Here is an 18,645-nt window from a genome sequence, read left to right as displayed (position 1 = left end):
AAAGATGACAATTAGAGACTTTGAAGAAACTATGAATACCTGGGGGCAACAAAATGTCCCTTTTTTATTTATGGTTGACTTTGAAATGCAGAAGCCTAAAATCTGGAAACTCGATGAGCTCAACTCAGATGAAGTACTTTTTAGTATTAACGAAAAATCTAACAGCAACACTTCTGTCTCACAAAGCAACAACATAAACATTATCAAACATCCGATGTCCTTATTGGACTATAAAGAAAGGTTTGATAAGGTCTTTCAGCATCTCTCTTTTGGTAATTCATATCTTACTAATCTTACTATAAAAACGGAGATTGAACTACAGCATTCATTGAGGGATCTCTTTTACATCAGCAAAGCAAAATACAAGCTTTGGTATAGGAATGAATTCCTCGTCTTTTCACCGGAGATCTTTGTTCAGATCATTGATGACTGCATTTATTCATATCCAATGAAAGGCACAATTAATGCCGCTATTCCACAAGCGCTAGAAATCATTTTAAATGACAAGAAAGAGTTGGCGGAGCATACTACTATTGTAGACCTCATTAGAAATGATTTGAGTCAGATAGCCAATGAGGTGAAAGTAGAGAAGTTCAGGTACATAGATGAAATAAAAACAAACACACATCATTTATTGCAGGTGAGTTCTAAAATAGCCGGTAGGTTACAACCTGTTACTGCCCTTGGCACGCTATTAATTAAGATGTTACCGGCTGGCTCAATAAGCGGTGCTCCGAAGAGGAAGACCGTCGAAATTATCCAGGAGGCGGAGAAGGAGGAGAGAGGATATTACACCGGTGTAATGGGAATGTTTGACGGTAAGAATTTAGATAGTGGCGTAATGATCCGTTTTATAGAAAAGAAGAATGGGAAATATTTCTATCGTAGCGGAGGAGGAATAACCGTACAAAGTAATTGTGAGTCAGAATACCAGGAAGCTCTAGAGAAAATTTATGTCCCTGTTAATTGAATCTATTAAAATTCAGGACGGAAAGTTCTGTAATCTTTTTTATCATGAACAACGCATGTTAAAATCGCTTCACACGTTATGCGGATTTGAAGAAGATTTTAACCTTGAGGAGTTCTTAAATCAGTTTGAATTGCCTCAAAACGGGACTTATAAATGCCGCATTGTTTACGATGAAATGACAAAAGAGGTTGAAATATCTCCCTATACGCCACGTATCATTAATTCAGTTCGGGTAGTAGAGCACGACCGCATTTCATATGAATTTAAATATGCCGATAGAAAGACAATCGACCGTCTTTTTGAGCTTCGAAAAGATGCAGATGATATACTTATAGTCAAAAGAGGACTTGTTACAGATTCTTCTTATGCAAATATTGTTTTTCGTAAGGGGAAGGAGTGGTTTACGCCTTGGTCAGCATTGCTAAAAGGCACACAGCGACAGAAATTAATTGATAATAATAAAGTAATTCAAGAGGAAATTAAGGTGAGAGATATTCGTTCATTTGATACCTTTAAGTTAATAAATGCAATGCTCGAATTTGATGCGCCGGAAATTGATGTTAAAAATATTATCCTATAAGTTTTGCTGACACGTTTAATAATCATCCTTCTACTGACCGTTTCGTTACAGTCAACTGCTCAAATTGGGTTAAGCACAAAGTCAAAAAAAGCAATTGAACTTTATACAGAAGCAGATAACTACCGTGTGCGCGGGCAATTCGCTCAGGCCATTACCTTATTACAACAAGCCATTGAAAAAGATAAAGAGTTTGTAGAAGCTTATTACAGGCTCGGCCTCGTTTACATGACAAGGAAAGACTACGAACAAGCCATTAAGAATTTTGAAAAGGGCTTGAGCTTTACGAATGATATTAGAAAACAGAAAGTATTCTGGTTTGATTTAGGAGAAGCTTATTTTAACACGGGCGACTATGATAAGGCAGAGAAAATGTTATCTGATTTTCTTCGCGTTGAATTACAAAGCAAGCCTCGCATCGATAGAGCCCGCATGCTTTATAACAACATTGTATTTGCAAAGGAGAACAAAGATAAACGCGCTGCTTATAAACAGAAGGTACTAAGCGATACTGTAAATCGTTTTCCTATGCAATATTTTCCTGTTCTGACAGCCGATCAGCAAGAGCTTATATTTACAAGGCGAGAAGGTTTCAGAGATGAGTTTGATGAAGATTTAGTAGTCTCAAGGAAAGACAAGCAAGGAAAATGGACAGCCCCGGAATCAATCGCTAAGAATATAAATAGTTCTTTTAATGAAGGCACATGCACCATCTCTGCAGATGGCAGAAAACTTATTTTTACATCTTGCCTTGGCCGTCAGGGTTATGGAAGTTGTGATTTGTTTGAAAGTAACAAAATTGGTAACGAATGGACTAAACCACAGAACCTGGGTCCTGGAGTAAACTCTTCAGAATGGGAGTCGCAGCCGTCGTTGTCAGCAGATGGAAGAACACTATATTTTGTTTCTGATAGAAGAGGAGGAGTAGGAAGACGGGATATCTGGGTATCTACGTTAGGTCCGGAAGGTACTTGGACAAAAGCACGTAACGTTGGCAAGCCTGTTAACACTGAGTTCGACGAAATCTCTCCTTTTATTCACGCCAATAACCGCTTGCTTTACTTTGCTTCAACCGGTTTAACCGGTTATGGAGGCTATGATATCTTCTTCAGTGAGAGAGATACCGCTTCTAAATGGACACAACCAAAAAATATCGGCGCACCCATTAACAATCACGAAGATCAGTTTTCGCTTTTTATTACGGCTGATGGTGTAAAAGGATATTATTCACATGAAGAACCAATCGCAGGAGGGCATTCAATAAGTAAGATAATTGAAATGGAAATTCCTGAAGAGAGTCGTATTAAGTTCAGGAGTAATTATGTAGAAGGTCTAGTTACTGATAGAGAAACAGGCAAGCCATTAAAAGGGAATATTGAATTAATAAACCTGGCAACAAATCAAACGGAATCTTTTGTACAATCAGATTCAATAACCGGAGAGTATTTAATAGTTCTCACACAAGGCTCGGAGTACGGTTTATACGTGAGCAAGACAGGGTACGTATACAAAAGTTTGAATTTTAATTATTCAGAAGTAAAAGATTTTAAGCCTATTGTGTTAAATGTACAGTTAGATAAAATAAAAGAAGGCTCTGGAGTAATACTTGAAAACATCTTCTTTGATGTTGACAAGTACGAATTGAAGGAGAAGTCAATTGTTGAGTTACAGAAAGTCTTAAAATTCTTAAAGGATAATCCAAATATCAAAATTGAAATTAGCGGACATACGGATAACACAGGCTCACCAACACATAACTTAGAGCTCTCCGAAAAACGAGCGCAAGCTGTATCACAATATATCATATCCCAAGGAATTAGCAAGAGTCGTTTAACAGCAAAAGGCTACGGCTCTAAGAATCCAATCGCCGACAATTCTACCGCTGATGGAAAACAAAGGAATAGAAGAATTGAGTTTAAGCTCATTCAGAACTAACGTAAAAATAGTTACCCCATCTTACGGCAATTTTCAAAATATTAACTCCCCCGAATTGGTGCTTTAATAAAATAAAGAAGTGCCTTTGTTCTAACTTACTATGGATTGAATAACGAAATGTCTATTGGTCATTTAATACCGTAAAAAGGGTTAAATACATTTCATACCAAATAGCATTCTGTAAAGCGTAATATCTACACATTAAGATTTTGTTTTAAGTTTGACTTTGGCTTTTTAATTTCATAATCATTAACAACTATTTTATGAAGAGAATTCTACTATGCCTAACGGCAGTGGCTATGCTCATCACGGGCGAGCTACTGGCTCAGGAAAGAACTATTTCAGGGAAGGTAACTTCTTCGGAAGATGGTTCTCCGTTACCAGGAGTGAATGTAGTTATAAAGGGAACTACATCAGGAACGGTAACAGATATTGACGGAAATTACCGGGTGTCTACTACACAGGGTGATGGAACTTTGGTATTTACCTTTATTGGTTTACAGACATTGGAAGTCGAGATGGGATCCAGGTCGACCATTGATGTACAAATGTCTTCTGATATTCGACAACTAAACGAGGTAGTTGTAACAGGATACGGAGAACGAGAAAGAAACTCTTTCACGGGTGCATTCAGTAATGTGGGAGCAGAGGCTATTCAAAATAAACCATTTGCCACGGTTGAACAGGCACTGCAAGGTAACGTCGCGGGCTTGCAATTAGCAGCTTCATCAGGAACTCCCGGTGCGGTGCAGAATATAAGGATAAGAGGAGTTAGTTCGTTGACGGCTAGTAATGAACCATTGTTTGTTATTGACGGAGTGCCTGTGATTAGTGGATCTAACAACAGGGATGTAATTAATGAGACGGGTACAGCCGACTTAGGTGTACTTGCGTCAATCAATAACAATGACATTGAAAGCATAACAGTATTAAAAGATGCAAGTGCAACTGCACTTTATGGTGCTCGTGGTTCCAATGGTGTTATTATTATTACTACTAAAAGAGGTCAGGCAGGAACTCCCACACTTTCATTCTCAGCTCAAACTGGGTTTGTTTCAAGAGCAGTGAAAGGTCCTAAAATGTTGAACTCAGCTCAATGGCAGGAGCTTCAGTATGAATCTCTTATTAATGCAGGTTATGCTGCTGACTTAGATGAAGCAGCTGCGTTAGTTGCAGACCCATCAAACGGGTTGCCACAATGGAACGGACAAACGAATACCGATTGGCGAGATGTGGTAGCTAACGATGATGCGATGACTCATAACTATGATCTCTCAATGAGAGGAGGAAGTGACAAGTCCAATTATTACGCATCCCTTGGGTACTTCAAGCAAGACGGTATCAATATTGGGTCTAACATGGAGCGGATCACAGGTAAATTGAACTACAATAATCAATTATCAAAAAAGCTTAACTTCAATACTTCCTTGACTGGCTCATACTTATTGCAGAACGGTCAGTTGGAAGGCTCTGCCTATTATGGTAATCCGGATGCTGCATATTTGTTCATGTTGCCTATTGACAGAGCGTACAATGATGATGGTACGCCTAACATAGATAATCTTTCTACAAGTAATTTCAATCCGGTTTTCATTGCTCAAAACGACATCAACCGCAGAATTCAAAGTAGGATTCTGAACAATACCTCATTGTCCTACGAGATACTGCCTAAGTTAAAGTATACAACAATGATCGGAGTAGATTATGTTGTTACAGAAGAGCTATACTATCGAAATCGTGAACATGGAGATGGAGTTCCTACGCAAGGTCGTTCCGACTCTTATTACAATAGGAACTTCAATTGGGATTGGAAGAATATGTTGGACTATAGTTGGAAGGTAAACGAATCTAACAAGTTCGACTTCAAATTCGTATACGAATCGCAGAAAAATCGATACTTCACTATGGGAGCTGGCGGTTATGGATTTGCCGCGAACGGATTAGTATATCCAGAGACAGCAGGTACTCCAGATAATGTTTCTTCTTACACTACTGATTGGAGTATCAACTCTATAATGGCTTTGGTAAATTATACTTATAAAGGTAATATTTTTCTTGATGCAACAGTGAGAAGAGAAGGGAACTCAAGATTTGCTGAGGGAAATAGATGGGGGACCTTTTATTCTTTTGGCGCTTCCTGGGTATTCTCCGATGAAGCTTTTATGGAATCTACAAAGAATTGGTTAACGAGCTCCAAAATCAGAGCGTCATATGGTGTTACAGGAAATGCAGGAATTCCTCTTAATGCATTCCAGCCCCTATTAGATTACACAGGTTCCTATAACGGAAGACCTGGTATTTACCCTAGTCAATATGGTAACCCAGATTTAAGTTGGGAGAGTAGCGCAACCTGGAATATCGGTTTGGACGTTGAATTATTAGAAAGGATAACAGGTACCGTTGAGTATTTTAATAGAAGAAACTATGATTTGTTATTAGAAGTACCACTTTCTTATACAACTGGTTTTGAAAATCAATATCAGAACATTGGTGAAATGGTGAACAAAGGATGGGAAGTAACATTAAATGCTGATGTCTTAAAAGCTGCAGAGTTTAAATGGAACATTGGAGTTAATTTTACCTCATTAAAGAATGAAGTAACCGATTTGCCAAAAGATGCTAATGGTAACGAGATTGGTCCATCGGGAACTACTTATAAAGTAAGTACCGGGCAACCAGCATTTGCATGGTATATGCCAACATGGGCAGGAGTAGATTCTGATACTGGCTCACCTCTGTGGTTTGTTCAAGGCAAAAGCGGGGAATTGACATCTAATTGGAGGCAGGCTGGATATTCTTTTCAAGGCACACCAACACCTACGTTTTTTGGTGGCTTAACAAATAGATTCGATTATAAGGGGGCATATTTAAGTGCTAGTATCTATTACTCTACAGGTAATGAAGTATATGATACGTGGGCTGGATACACTCAGTCGGATGGTCGTTATGCCTTTAACGGAGTGGCTAATGCTTATGCAAGGCAATACGACAGATGGCAAAAACCAGGTGACATAAGTGAAAATCCTAAAAATGTTTTTGGTAACCCCTCGCTATCTGCCAATGCTTCTACCAGAAGGTTATATGATGGAACATATTTAAGATTAAGAGATATAACTGTAGGCTATAACCTTCCTTCTGCCTGGGTTTCTAAAATAGGATTTAAATCTCTTGATGTATATGTAAGAGGAAATAACCTATACACATGGATTAAAGATTCTAAACTTGAATTCGATCCGGAAGTAGATGCAGATGGATTTATTGATCTTAATGCTCCTGCACTGAGAACATTAGCCATAGGGCTACGAGGAAGTTTTTAATGATAAATTAAAAGAATGAATATGATGTCATTTAGAAAAATATTTCTGGTTACAGTTTTAGGATCAGTGATTACCTCTTGTTCAGAGGATTTTTTAGATCCTGAATTAAGCAGATCAAAAGATTTCACAACAAGTGTAAATACTATCGAGGATCTGCAAGGTTTGATTTTAGGTGCATATGATCGAATGAATGCATCAACATATTATGGAAGAGACTATGTGGTGTTCGCTGAAGTTAGGTCTGATAACGCATTTAGTAATGGGAATTCGGGGAGGTTTGTTTCTCCGGGGCAATTTGTTGTGTCTGCTACGGACGCCTATGCTGATGATACATGGCAACAGATATATTCAGTGATAGCTAATACAAATATTGTTATCAATTCACAAATAGAAGGTGATGAAACCGATGAAGTTCAATATGTGAAAGGACAAGCCTATGCTATAAGAGCGTTGGCGTACATGGATCTTTTACGATTATATGGACAGCAATATACCGGGGGAAATTTAGGTGTTCCTATTGTTACTGAGTTTAAAAACGACAACAATAAATTTCCTTCTAGAGCAACGGTAGCTGAAGTATGGAATCAGGTAGGCGAAGATTTGGAAAAGGCTGCTGCGATAATGAAACCGTCGCTGGATAGTGGTTCTCCTACCGAAATGACCACTTCCGCTGTTTTTGCTTTACAATCCAGATACTATTTGAATGTGGAGGATTGGCAGAATGCAGCGATAGCTGCCAAAAAAGTCATTGATAGCCAAAACTATGATATTGCTCCTGCATCAGAGTTTGCAAAGTCGTGGTCTGTAAATGAAGGTTCTAATTCAGTATTTGAATTGGCCTTTACTGATGCAGATAACCTTGGAAATACTAGCCTTTTCTATATTTACCATGAAACAAATTATGGGGATATAGAAGTAACATCTGATCTTTACGATAGTTATGACGCTGCGGATGTACGTAAGACTGTTTATACAGATGTTGAAGGCGTGATTCGCACGGCCAAATACCCATCTTTTTACGATAATGTTAGGGTAATCCGGTATGAGGAAGTGGTTTTGAATTATGCAGAAGCATTGACCCACTTGAATGATCCTAATGCCCTAACATATCTAAATATGATCCCTCAAAATAGGGGAGCATCTACATATGCAATAGCCAATGTAGATAATGTTTTGCAAGAGCGAAGAAAGGAACTCGCAATGGAAGGATTTCGCTTTTTTGATTTGATGAGGTACGGAAGAGACATTGTAAAGGTTGATCAAGGTCAAACTTTTGCAGATGGAGGTATTTCGTTCGGTTCGCCCGAACTTGCCTTCCCAATTCCTCAACGCGAACTCAATGCTAATCCTAATATAGAGCCCAATCAATAAAGATATAGTATTCTAATATTTTTTAAAAAGAGGTTGCTTTATGAGCAACCTCTTTTTTTATCTTATCATTCTGAATGTATCTAAAAAATTAACCACTTACTCAAATTGCCTACTATCGTGTCTGATACCTAGCTGCATTTACAAACGTTTTAACAATCGTTTTCCTTTTATTTACCATAAAAAAAGGTATTTTTTTGTGTTTGCATCTACTGAATTTTGCGGTATATGACTTTTAAAGATTATTATTTTGTTATATGTTTGACCTTCTAATAATAATTTTTAACCTAAACACGTATGAAGAGAATTCTACTATGCTTAACCGCACTATGCTTGCTTATTGCTGGTGAGTTACGGGCGCAAGAAAGAACTGTCTCTGGAAGGGTAACATCATCGGAAGATGGTTCTCCTTTACCAGGAGTTAATGTTCTTGTAAAAGGAACAACACAAGGTGTCGTAACTGATGTAAATGGAGATTATAAACTTTCAGTGCCTCAAGAAGGAGGTATCCTAGTTTTTAGTTTCATTGGCTTAAAATCTCAAGAAATAGCCGTAGGTTCTCGTACAACACTTGATGTTCCAATGTCAACTGACATTACTCAACTTTCTGAAGTAATAGTAACAGGATACTCGACACAGGAAAAGAGAGAGGTTACAGGTTCTATCAGTTCAGTTAAAGGAGATGTAATTGAAAATCTACCAATGCAAACATTTGACCGTGCTATTCAAGGAAGAGCAGCCGGAGTGCAAGTAGTCTCGGGAGGCGGTCAACCTGGAGGCGGTGTTACTGTAAATATTAGGGGTACTGGGACAATTAACGGTACTGCTCAACCTCTTTATATTGTTGACGGTGTACAGGTAAATTCAGGAGGTACTTTTTCAAGTGTCTCTACATCCAATCCTTTATCTGCAATTAATCCTGCTGATATTCAATCAATAGAGATATTAAAAGATGCTGCCGCGGGTGCTATTTATGGTGCATTGGCAGGAAATGGGGTTGTTATTATAACTACGAAAAGAGGTAAAGCTGGTAAAACAAAATTAAAATTTGCTGGCCAATATGGTATTTCTGAGCAATATAATCCATATGAAGTCCTGAATGCCACCCAATGGTTAGGACTTAAAATGGAGGCGTATGGAAATGCAGAACAACGTGCAGGAGGAAGTTATGCTGATGGTGTAGCTACTGCGCTTAATGATTTTGGTGTTGATGATCCGAATGGACCAATTCCAAGTTATAACTGGGTTGACGCTATACTTAGAACTGGAAAAACACAACAATATGACCTATCGCTATCAGGTGGAGATGAAAAAACACGATTCTTTATTTCAGGATCCTACAATAATGTAGGAGGAACTGTAATACAATCAAACTTCAAAAGAGGAACTTTAAGAGCAAATCTTGACCATAGACTTTCTAAGGTGTTCTCGATGGAAACCTCGTTAGGTTTAACTGGCTCTGATACTCAAGGTCCAAGTGTGAACTCAGGCTTTTTTACAAATGGAGCTTTTACAGGAGGACTATTTACCCCTCCTATTAATCCAATTTATAATGAAGACGGAACGTTTAATCAGGATTTGATTAATACAAGTATGAACGTCGTGCAACTGCTCAATCAGGAATTAAGGAGGGCTGGAGCTTTTCAAACTGTTTCTAATTTGGCTTTTAATGCTGATGTTTTACCTGGCCTTCGATTGAGAGCTTTCGGTGGAATTGATTTTGCGGATGTTAAAGATTACAACTACAGACCATCATCTATTACTGCATATGCTCCTGGTACTGGCTCGGAAACCTTCAGAAGATTTATAAATTGGAACACTAATTACACTGCGAATTACAATAAGAAATTTAACGAAGTACATAATTTTGGTATCATCGGTGGTTTCGAATATAGACATGTAGCAAATACTACTTTAGGAGCAGCAACACAAGGATTTGCCAGCCCCTCATATCGATTACTAAGTAGCGGTGCAACTCCTACTTCTGCTACTTCTACGTTCACCTCCTATAAATTAGCAGGGTTCTTTGCAAACGCGAAGTATGACTTTAAGGATAAATACTTAGTTAGTGCAACTATAAGATACGACGGTTCGTCACGCTTTGGAGCAAATTACAAGTGGGGCACTTTTTATGGTGCTTCGGCAGGTTGGAGACTCAAAGCAGAAGACTTTTTATCTTCTGTCAATTTCTTAGACGACTTGAAAATAAGAGCGAGCTACGGTGTAGTAGGAGTACAACCAAATGGTACGCAATCTAATGGAGACTTTTTATCTCTTGGACTCTATGGTAATGGAGGCCAGTATGTTGGCAAACCTGGTAGTAGACCTACACAGCTTGCTAATCCGGATTTAACATGGGAGCAGTCAGCTACTATTAATCTAGGTCTTGATTATTCATTCTTTGGGGGAAGAATTTTTGGTGCAGTAGACTTCTGGAAGAAGAATAATACTCAGTTGCTTCTTCAGAGGCAACTTCCTATAGACTCGGGCTTTGGTTCTATCTTTGAGAATGCAGGTGAAGTAGAAAATAAAGGTATTGATTTTGATATTAATACAGTAAACATTGAAACGAGCGGTTTTAAATGGACCACTAATTTTAATATAGGTTTTCAGAAAAATGAGCTCGTGTCTTTAAATGGAGGTCTAAAAACTAGCACAGTAAATAGTGTCAGATATGACGTAGGTGAACCATTAGGCGTGATCTATACTTATGAATATGCGGGTGTTAACCCTGCCGATGGAAGGCCAATGTTTTATGATAAGAATAATAATATAACTTATAACCCAACTACAACAGATCAAAGAGTTGTTGGTAATAATGTGCCTGACTTTTTTGGAGGATTTTCCAACAATTTCTCTTATAAAGGCTTGTCACTTGAAGTATTCTTCAATTACCAATATGGTAATGAATCTTCTATTCAAACAGCCCAAGTACTTGAGGCCTCTGGTATGTTTAATGATAACCAAGTAACAAGTCAATTAGGTAGATGGACACGACCAGGACAAATTACAGGAATACCACGTGCATTTGAAGGTGGCGCCGAACCTGGAGGATTTGATCCGACTAATTTTTCATCAAGGTATGTGCAAACGGCGTCATACATTCGGTTAAAACAGATTACGTTAAGTTATCAGCTACCGTCGTCACTTATACAACGACTTAAAATGAGTAATGTAAATGTATTCGTTCAAGCTATTAATCTTGCGACATTTACAAATTTCAGAGGAGATGATCCGGAATTAGCTCTAAATAACAATTTAAATCAGTATCCAAATCCCCGCCAAATAACAGGTGGTGTTACAATTGAATTCTAACTGAGTCGCTTTTATGAAAATTAAAAATATAATGTTAATAATTATGATATGCTTAGTTAGCATATCATGTGATGATCTCATAAATGTGGAGCCAAGGAATCAAATTGCTCCCGATGCAGCACTTGCTGACGCCGCAAGCTACGAAGCTTTAGTTATTTCAATATATGATAGGTTACAAACCTTTACATATTGGGGACGCGATATGTCTCTTTTAGGTGAAACACTAGCAGATAATGCTTTCGTTGTAACGTCTCAGGCTTCAGGCAGATATACAGGAACTATTCGCAATACAAGAAATAGCCATTTTAATATATGGACCACCGCTTATGCTGCAATAAATGAATGCAATACAGTTATTGCAACAATAGATGATATAGACGATCCTGATCAGGCAAAGAAAGATCAATTAAAGGGAGAGGCATTATTTCTGCGTGCATTGGTTTATTTTGATCTGGCGAGAATATATGGATATGAGCCAACAAAAGTACCAACTACGGGGCCTGGAGCTGGATGGGATAAAAGTGTTATTCTAAGAACCGAACCGGTTCGAGAGGCAGCAGATGCAGCTCTGCAAACGCGTGCTACACAAACAGAAGTTTATGGTCAAATTGAGCAGGATTTGATCAATGCAGGTAGACTTTTACCTAAGGATAACGAAATGACAGTATTCAGAGCAAACAAAGGAGCTGCATATGCCTTGCTTGGTAAAATATATCTATATTGGGAGAAATGGGATAAAGCTGTTGTAAATTTTGATTCAGCTTTAAACAACACTTCGGCAAGCTTAATGCAAGCTGGTGATTATGCTACAGGATTTAAGTCAATTCCTAATGATGAATCTTTTTTTGAAATAAACTTCATCCAATCCGTGGAAGTAGCAGGAGTTGAAGGTGTTAATAATAGTGCTTTTAGCTATACACAGCCCACTGGTACTAATCCCTTAAAATTATCTACTTATGGCGGGATGACCCCTTCAGCAGAATTATTAGCGCTATACGAACCAAACGACGATCGGAAAGGAATTTTTTACGTATCAGCTTCGTCCACGTCCAATGGTGTAACATATACATGGTCAAATAAGTATGCAGGCGCTGGGGGTGTTTATACAGATAATATAAAAGTAATTCGATTAGCAGACGTATTATTAATGAAAGCTGAAGCGTTAGCTATGCTTGGAGACTACAGTGGTGCTGCAGATCTAGTTACGGAATTAAGAACACAAAGAAATGCTACAGCCCCAGTTCCACAAGATGCATCAATAATAGACTTCATAGCACAGGAAAGAAGAAGAGAACTTTTCTTTGAAGGCTCACATAGGTGGTTTGATTTGAAGAGAAGAGGTCAGCCGATAACAAAGGCGGCGGCAACAGCTGTAGGAACAATTGCTTATGATGATTATAGATTGTTGGCGCCCATCCCAAATGCAGAAGTAATTCTGAATCCTGAAGGCCTTCCTCAAAATCCTAACTATTAAATCCGAGTATAATGAATAAACATTTTTTATTAATATTATCATTTATTGCTGCGTTAGCGATAGTAAGTTGTTTACCCGAAGACGACTTAGTATATGATAGCCCTGCCGTTGTTGAGTTTAAAAATCATACATTAGGACAGTACCGTGATACTTTAATTAGTAAAGGAATTTCAGTAGTCGCTGGTACCCAAACTGATTCTACACGATCAGTGCTGCTCAATGTAAGAGGAACGGACACTGTATATGTCCAATTAGTGGGACCTCAAAGAAGAGAAGATCTTCAAATTAATTTCAACGTTCGAGCTTCAAGTACTGCAGTAGAAGGTGTTCACTTTAACTTTCGGCCAGCGGGAGCAAGAAATGTAATTATTCCTGCCAATTCTTCGATTGGTTATATACTTTTAGACTTAATTCCAAATAGTCTTCCGACAGTTGGTGCTAGTGTAGTCACCAATATAGATTTACTTGGTAATGAAGCGATAAAACCAAGTCCAAATTATGATGTGTTTAAGGTTACTATGGTGAGATAGTAATCTCCTCTAATAACAAATTGTGAAATAGGTTGACAGAAGTCAACCTATTTTTTTTTGGCAGTTTGTAACTATAAATGCGGCATTTTTAGCAATATTCTTTTACCCAATTTTGTGGTAGATGGTTTTCAAAGATTAATATTTTGTTATAAGTTTGGCCCTTTCTACTTAAAATTTAACCTAAACATTACGTATGAGGAAAATTCTACTATCATACTTGATTATGGCGTTTACCATAGCAAGTAGTGCCGCATGGGCACAGGAGAGGGCAATCTCTGGACGGGTTACGTCGTCACAGGATGGTTCACCTCTTCCGGGAGTGAACATCTTAGTAAAAGGTACAACCACTGGAACAGTTACTGATGTCGATGGAAACTATCGAATTTCAGTTCCTGACGGCTCAAACATTCTTGTTTTTTCCTTTATAGGTCTAACTTCTCAAGAGGTTGATATAGCTGGTCGTTCCACCGTAGATGTGCAAATGGAGCAAGACGTTACACAATTAAGCGAAGTTGTTGTAACTGCCTTGGGTATCACTAGAAACAGAAATGAATTGGCTTACTCAGCTCAACAGGTTAAAGGAGAGGATATTGTGGGTAACAGATCAGTAAATTTTGTTAATTCATTATCTGGTAAAGTGTCTGGTGTAGATATTAAAACCAGCAATACAATGGGAGGTTCTACTAACGTTGTAATTCGTGGTTACAAATCAATTTCTGGAAACAATCAGGCTTTATTTGTAATAGATGGTATACCTGTATCAAATGCAAACACAAATACCTCGGCTCAAAGAACAGGAGGTGTAGGTACCGATTACGGTAATGCTGCGGGAGATATCAATCCTGATAACATTGAATCAATTAACGTTTTGAAAGGCGCTGCAGCAACTGCATTATATGGTTCACGTGCAGCGAATGGCGTTGTTATGATTACGACAAAAAAGGGACGTAAGAATTCCTTCCAATTAACTGTAAATAGTGGTGTTACTTGGGGTACTATGGACAAGAGCACTTTTGCCAGATACCAGAAGGAATACGGAGCCTCTTATGACCAAAGATTTGGTGCTACCTTACCTGGAGGTCTGAGTGGAAATGTCCCATCCGTTCGGTTTGGTGATGACGCATCGTACGGTCCACGGTTCAATCCACAACAGCTAGTATACCAATGGGATGCAAGAGATCCTTATTCTCCTAATTATTTGACTGCCCGCCCATGGGTTGCTGCAAAAAATGATCCTTCGACATTTTATGAAACCTCTGTTGCCTCTAACCAAAGTGTAGCAATTACTGCCGGTGGAGAAAGAGCAACTTTTAAGGTAGCTTATACGCGCAGTGACGAAAAGGGATCTTTACCAAATAGTACACTTGATAAAGATTTATTTAATTTTTCTACTTCTTATGACCTTACTAGAAAGTTAACAGTTACAGCATCAGCCAACTATTCAAAGATTGTAGGCGTAGGTCGCTATGGTACGGGTTATAATGGTAAAAACCCTAATCAAGGTTTTAGGCAATGGTGGCAAACTAATGTTGATATAAAAGAACAGGAAGCGGCATATTGGAGGAACAGACAAAACGTTACCTGGAATTGGAATGCTGCTGGAACAGGACCACTATACTCTGATAATCCTTACTTTACAAGATATGAGAGCTACTCGAATGACAGCAGGGATCACATCTTTGGCTATGCAACAATTAATTATAAAGTAACTAATTGGTTCGATATTCTTGGACGTGTTGGCTATGATGGTACTAATGATATGCAAGAAGAGCGGACTGCGGTTACCAGCGAAGGTACCCCAAGTTATTCAAGATTTAATAGAACTTATAGTGAGTCTAATTATGATCTTCTCTTAAATTTTAATAAGAAATTTGCTGATATTTCTTTACGAGGTGTGTTAGGGAGTAATATGCGCAGAAATCGTTTAAGTTCTATCAGGGCTTCAACAAATGGAGGTCTTGTAGTTCCTCGTTTTTACTCTCTCACAAATTCAGCTCAACCAATTAACCCTCCAACTGAAGAGTATGAGCGTGTAGGTGTAGATGGCATTTTTGCCAACGCTTCTGTAGGTTACAAGGACATGGTGTTTGTAGAGCTTTCAGCTCGTCAGGATAGATCAACAACACTTCCAGTTGATGATAATAAATACTTATACTACTCGGCTGCGGGTACATTTGTGTTTTCAGAAGTGGTTAAATTGCCATGGCTAAACTTAGGTAAAATTAGAGCTAATTATGCACGAGTAGGTAATGATGCTACGGCACTTAGCATTTACGACGTATATGATAAACCGACATCATTGGGTAACATACCCTACTTCTCACTTCCGAATGTTAAGAATAATGCTTCTCTCGCTCCCGAGTACACCAATAGTTATGAGGCCGGGGTGGAAGCGGAGTTTTTCGACGGGCGTGTTGGGTTAGACTTTACATGGTATCACGCCAGTTCTTTTGACCAAGTTCTCTCTGTTAACGTTACAGGAGCGACTGGATATACCGGAAAGTGGGTGAACGCCGGTGAAATGCAAAATAAAGGTATAGAGCTTTCACTTTTTGGTATTCCTATTCAGAGGAATGATTTTTCATGGATTGTTAACGTAAACTTTACGAGAAATAGAAATGAAGTAATTAGCCTATACGGTGAAGGAGACAATGCGGTAACAAATTATCCTATTGCAAGTTTGCAAGGTGGAGTTTCATTAAATGCAGCCGTGGGTCACCCATATGGTGTTATTAGAGGAAAGGATTTCGTTTATACTAACGGACAGCGTACCGTAAATGCAGCAGGCTATTATGAGACTTCTGCTGCCTCTAATATAATAATTGGTAATCCTAATCCTGATTGGATTGGAGGTATTAATAATACCTTTAAGTATAAAGGAGTTGGCTTGAATTTCCTCGTAGACATGAGACGTGGAGGTGACATCTTCTCTCTTGACCAATGGTATGGAGAAGCTACGGGTCTATATCCTAACTCTGCTGGATTGAATGCTAACGGGGTTCCATCTCGCGTGCCTGTTGCCGAAGGCGGTGGAATTTTACTACCAGGCGTTCAGGCAGATGGGTCGCCTAATACCGTTTATGGTGAAAATCTTGATGGATATGGTCAAACGCCATTCGGTTACGTAGCTGATGGACAAAGTGGGGCACCTCATAAATGGTACGTATACGATGGTAGTTATATTAAACTTCGTGAAGTTGGTTTAACTTATTCAATTCCTGCCTCCATTATTGAATTATTGAAGCCGTTTAAAGGAATCGATATATCATTAATTGGCCGCAACTTATGGATCATTCATAAAAACATGAAATACTCCGATCCGGAGGAAGGCCTGAGTTCAGGTAATACAAATGGGGGATATCAAAGTGGAGCATATCCTATGTATAGAACCTATGGATTCAATGTAAAACTTACTTTCTAATTACTTATGAAAAAAATATTGATGATGGTGCTTCCGTTCGTATTGTTGACAGCATGTGTTGACAGCCTGGACGATTGGAATATAGATCAGAAACGTGCACCTGTTGGAACAGCTCCTGCGGGAACGTTATTTACTAATGCATTAAAAGGGTTAACGGATATTTTGATAACACCTAGTGTAAATTCAAATAACTACCGGATGTTTGTGCAATATTGGGCGACTACAACTTATTTGGACGAGCCTAGATATAATATGACTGCGCGTACATACTCCCAGAATTTTTGGAACGCCGTTTACCGTGATGTATTAGCAGATTTAAAGGAAGCAAAGAGATTAATTACTGCTGATCCTGTTACTTATCCTGCCGGTCCCGTTACGAATAATCGACTTGCTATAATTGAGATCATGGAAGTATATGCTTGGTCTGTTTTAGTAAATACTTTTGGTGATGTACCGTATAGACAAGCCCTTGATATTGAAAATTTACTTCCAGAATATGATGATGACGAGACTGTTATTTATCCTGATATAATATCAAGACTTGATAAGGCGCTTGGAATGTTAACACCTTCAGCAAACAGTTTTGGTACAGCTGATGTTTTTTATTCAGGCAGTGTGCCCAAATGGATCAAATTTGGTAATTCTTTAAAGCTTAAAATAGGAATGTTGCTTGCTGATTCTAAGATAGAAGTAGCTAGAACCATGGTTGAACAAGCTGCTTCCAACTTAGCAAACTTAATTCAATCCAATGAAGAAAATGCTGGTTTCCCTTATATAACATCAAGCGGCAATAATAACCCTGTGTCTGCTAATACAGTATCACCATATACTACTCGTGAAGATTTTGTTGTAACATCTACAATTGTCGATGTAATGAATGATTTGGACGATCCTCGTCGTGAACAATACTTTACTAAAGTGGGAGCTAACTTTGTTGGAGGGAAGTATGGATTCTCAAATGAGTATGCTGATTTCTCTCATCCTGGCCCTGCTATTACAGATCCCGAGGCAGAAGGTATTTTAATGGAATATGCAGAGGTAGAATTCTTGTTAGCTGAAGCTGTAGAAAGAGGTTTTAATGTTCCGGGTACAGCGGAAGAGCATTATGAGAATGCAATTAAAGCCTCCATTGCTTTCTGGAATCCGGAAGCAGATGCCGATGCTTATCTTTCCCAACCAGAAGTAGCTTATGCCACAGCAGCAACGGATTGGAAAGAGAAAATTGGAACTCAAAGATGGATAGCTCTTTTTAATAGAGGATGGGAATCATGGGTTCAGTGGAGACGCTTAGATCAACCAGTTTTATTGCCTCCTGCTGGTGACGGTATCAATACTGCTTTAAAGATTCCAGTGCGTATGATTTTTCCGGTGAGTGAACAAACGCTCAATGGAACGCAATGGGAAACCGCTGCAGGAAAAATGACTGGTGGTGACTCTCCTGATGCAAAACTTTTCTGGGATATATTTTAGAATTAACACTGCATCCTAATAGAAAGGCTGCTTTGGCAGCCTTTCCTATTTAAAGAAGTTAATACAATAGTTCTTGTGGGTGGCGTATATTTGCAGTTCTATTAGTTTTAATTATGCTCTACGTCTCTCGCAAAGAACACTTCAACGCAGCTCACAAGCTCTACAATCCTGCCTGGAGCAAGGAAAAGAACGATGAAGTTTTCGGTCCATGCGCCAATGATAACCTGTCTCGAAAACACATCTCCGAGCCCACGAGACCCGTTATTAT

10 protein-coding genes are annotated in these 18,645 nt (G+C 38.6%); all 10 read left to right on the top strand.

The window, feature by feature from the left end; all coding sequences use genetic code 11:
* The first annotated feature begins 4 nt into the window (after nucleotides 1-4).
* The 10 genes from KK060_RS07565 to KK060_RS07520 all read left to right on the top strand — a co-directional run bounded on the left by KK060_RS07565 (nucleotide 5) and on the right by KK060_RS07520 (nucleotide 18,377).
* Nucleotides 5-970, top strand: a complete 966-nt coding sequence (locus tag KK060_RS07565; protein ID WP_254153101.1) for an aminodeoxychorismate synthase component I — start codon at nucleotides 5-7, stop codon at nucleotides 968-970.
* Entirely contained in the window at nucleotides 954-1,550 is a 597-nt protein-coding gene (locus KK060_RS07560; RefSeq protein WP_254153100.1) for an aminotransferase class IV, read from the top strand. Before KK060_RS07565 ends, KK060_RS07560 begins: the two co-directional genes overlap by 17 nt.
* 3 nt (nucleotides 1,551-1,553) lie before the next feature.
* Entirely contained in the window at nucleotides 1,554-3,482 is a 1,929-nt protein-coding gene (locus KK060_RS07555; protein ID WP_254153099.1) for an OmpA family protein, read from the top strand.
* Nucleotides 3,483-3,745: 263 nt separating this feature from the next.
* Nucleotides 3,746-6,799, top strand: coding sequence for a SusC/RagA family TonB-linked outer membrane protein (locus tag KK060_RS07550; RefSeq protein WP_254153098.1), 3,054 nt, complete (start codon nucleotides 3,746-3,748; stop codon nucleotides 6,797-6,799).
* A 21-nt stretch (nucleotides 6,800-6,820) separates the two neighbouring features.
* The gene (locus KK060_RS07545; protein ID WP_254153097.1) at nucleotides 6,821-8,170 is read left to right on the top strand and encodes a RagB/SusD family nutrient uptake outer membrane protein; all 1,350 of its coding nucleotides are present in this window, start codon (nucleotides 6,821-6,823) and stop codon (nucleotides 8,168-8,170) included.
* Between the two features lie 294 nt (nucleotides 8,171-8,464).
* Nucleotides 8,465-11,482, top strand: coding sequence for a SusC/RagA family TonB-linked outer membrane protein (locus tag KK060_RS07540; RefSeq protein WP_254153096.1), 3,018 nt, complete (start codon nucleotides 8,465-8,467; stop codon nucleotides 11,480-11,482).
* An 85-nt stretch (nucleotides 11,483-11,567) separates the two neighbouring features.
* A complete protein-coding gene (locus tag KK060_RS07535) occupies nucleotides 11,568-12,956 on the top strand; it encodes a RagB/SusD family nutrient uptake outer membrane protein (protein ID WP_254153095.1) in 1,389 nt (462 codons plus the stop codon).
* Between the two features lie 11 nt (nucleotides 12,957-12,967).
* Nucleotides 12,968-13,486, top strand: coding sequence for a DUF4843 domain-containing protein (locus tag KK060_RS07530; RefSeq protein ID WP_254153094.1), 519 nt, complete (start codon nucleotides 12,968-12,970; stop codon nucleotides 13,484-13,486).
* A 193-nt stretch (nucleotides 13,487-13,679) separates the two neighbouring features.
* Complete coding sequence (locus tag KK060_RS07525; protein WP_254153093.1) at nucleotides 13,680-16,907, top strand: SusC/RagA family TonB-linked outer membrane protein; 3,228 nt, start codon at nucleotides 13,680-13,682, stop codon at nucleotides 16,905-16,907.
* A gap of 6 nt (nucleotides 16,908-16,913) precedes the next feature.
* Nucleotides 16,914-18,377, top strand: a complete 1,464-nt coding sequence (locus KK060_RS07520; RefSeq protein WP_254153092.1) for a SusD/RagB family nutrient-binding outer membrane lipoprotein — start codon at nucleotides 16,914-16,916, stop codon at nucleotides 18,375-18,377.
* Nucleotides 18,378-18,645 lie beyond the last annotated feature (268 nt).

It is taken from the genome of Chryseosolibacter indicum, assembly GCF_018598585.1.
Lineage (GTDB): Bacteria > Bacteroidota > Bacteroidia > Cytophagales > Cyclobacteriaceae > Chryseosolibacter > Chryseosolibacter indicus.
This window is presented reverse-complemented; position numbering and strand designations above follow the sequence as displayed.

Bases quoted from the DNA above. Each gene is read 5' to 3' on its own strand.
- KK060_RS07530 (WP_254153094.1), top strand. From the start codon at position 12,968: ATGAATAAACATTTTTTATTAATATTATCATTTATTGCTGCGTTAGCG.
- KK060_RS07545 (WP_254153097.1), top strand. From the start codon at position 6,821: ATGATGTCATTTAGAAAAATATTTCTGGTTACAGTTTTAGGATCAGTG.
- KK060_RS07560 (WP_254153100.1), top strand. From the start codon at position 954: ATGTCCCTGTTAATTGAATCTATTAAAATTCAGGACGGAAAGTTCTGT.
- KK060_RS07520 (WP_254153092.1), top strand. From the start codon at position 16,914: ATGAAAAAAATATTGATGATGGTGCTTCCGTTCGTATTGTTGACAGCA.
- KK060_RS07550 (WP_254153098.1), top strand. From the start codon at position 3,746: ATGAAGAGAATTCTACTATGCCTAACGGCAGTGGCTATGCTCATCACG.
- KK060_RS07565 (WP_254153101.1), top strand. From the start codon at position 5: ATGACAATTAGAGACTTTGAAGAAACTATGAATACCTGGGGGCAACAA.
- KK060_RS07525 (WP_254153093.1), top strand. From the start codon at position 13,680: ATGAGGAAAATTCTACTATCATACTTGATTATGGCGTTTACCATAGCA.
- KK060_RS07540 (WP_254153096.1), top strand. From the start codon at position 8,465: ATGAAGAGAATTCTACTATGCTTAACCGCACTATGCTTGCTTATTGCT.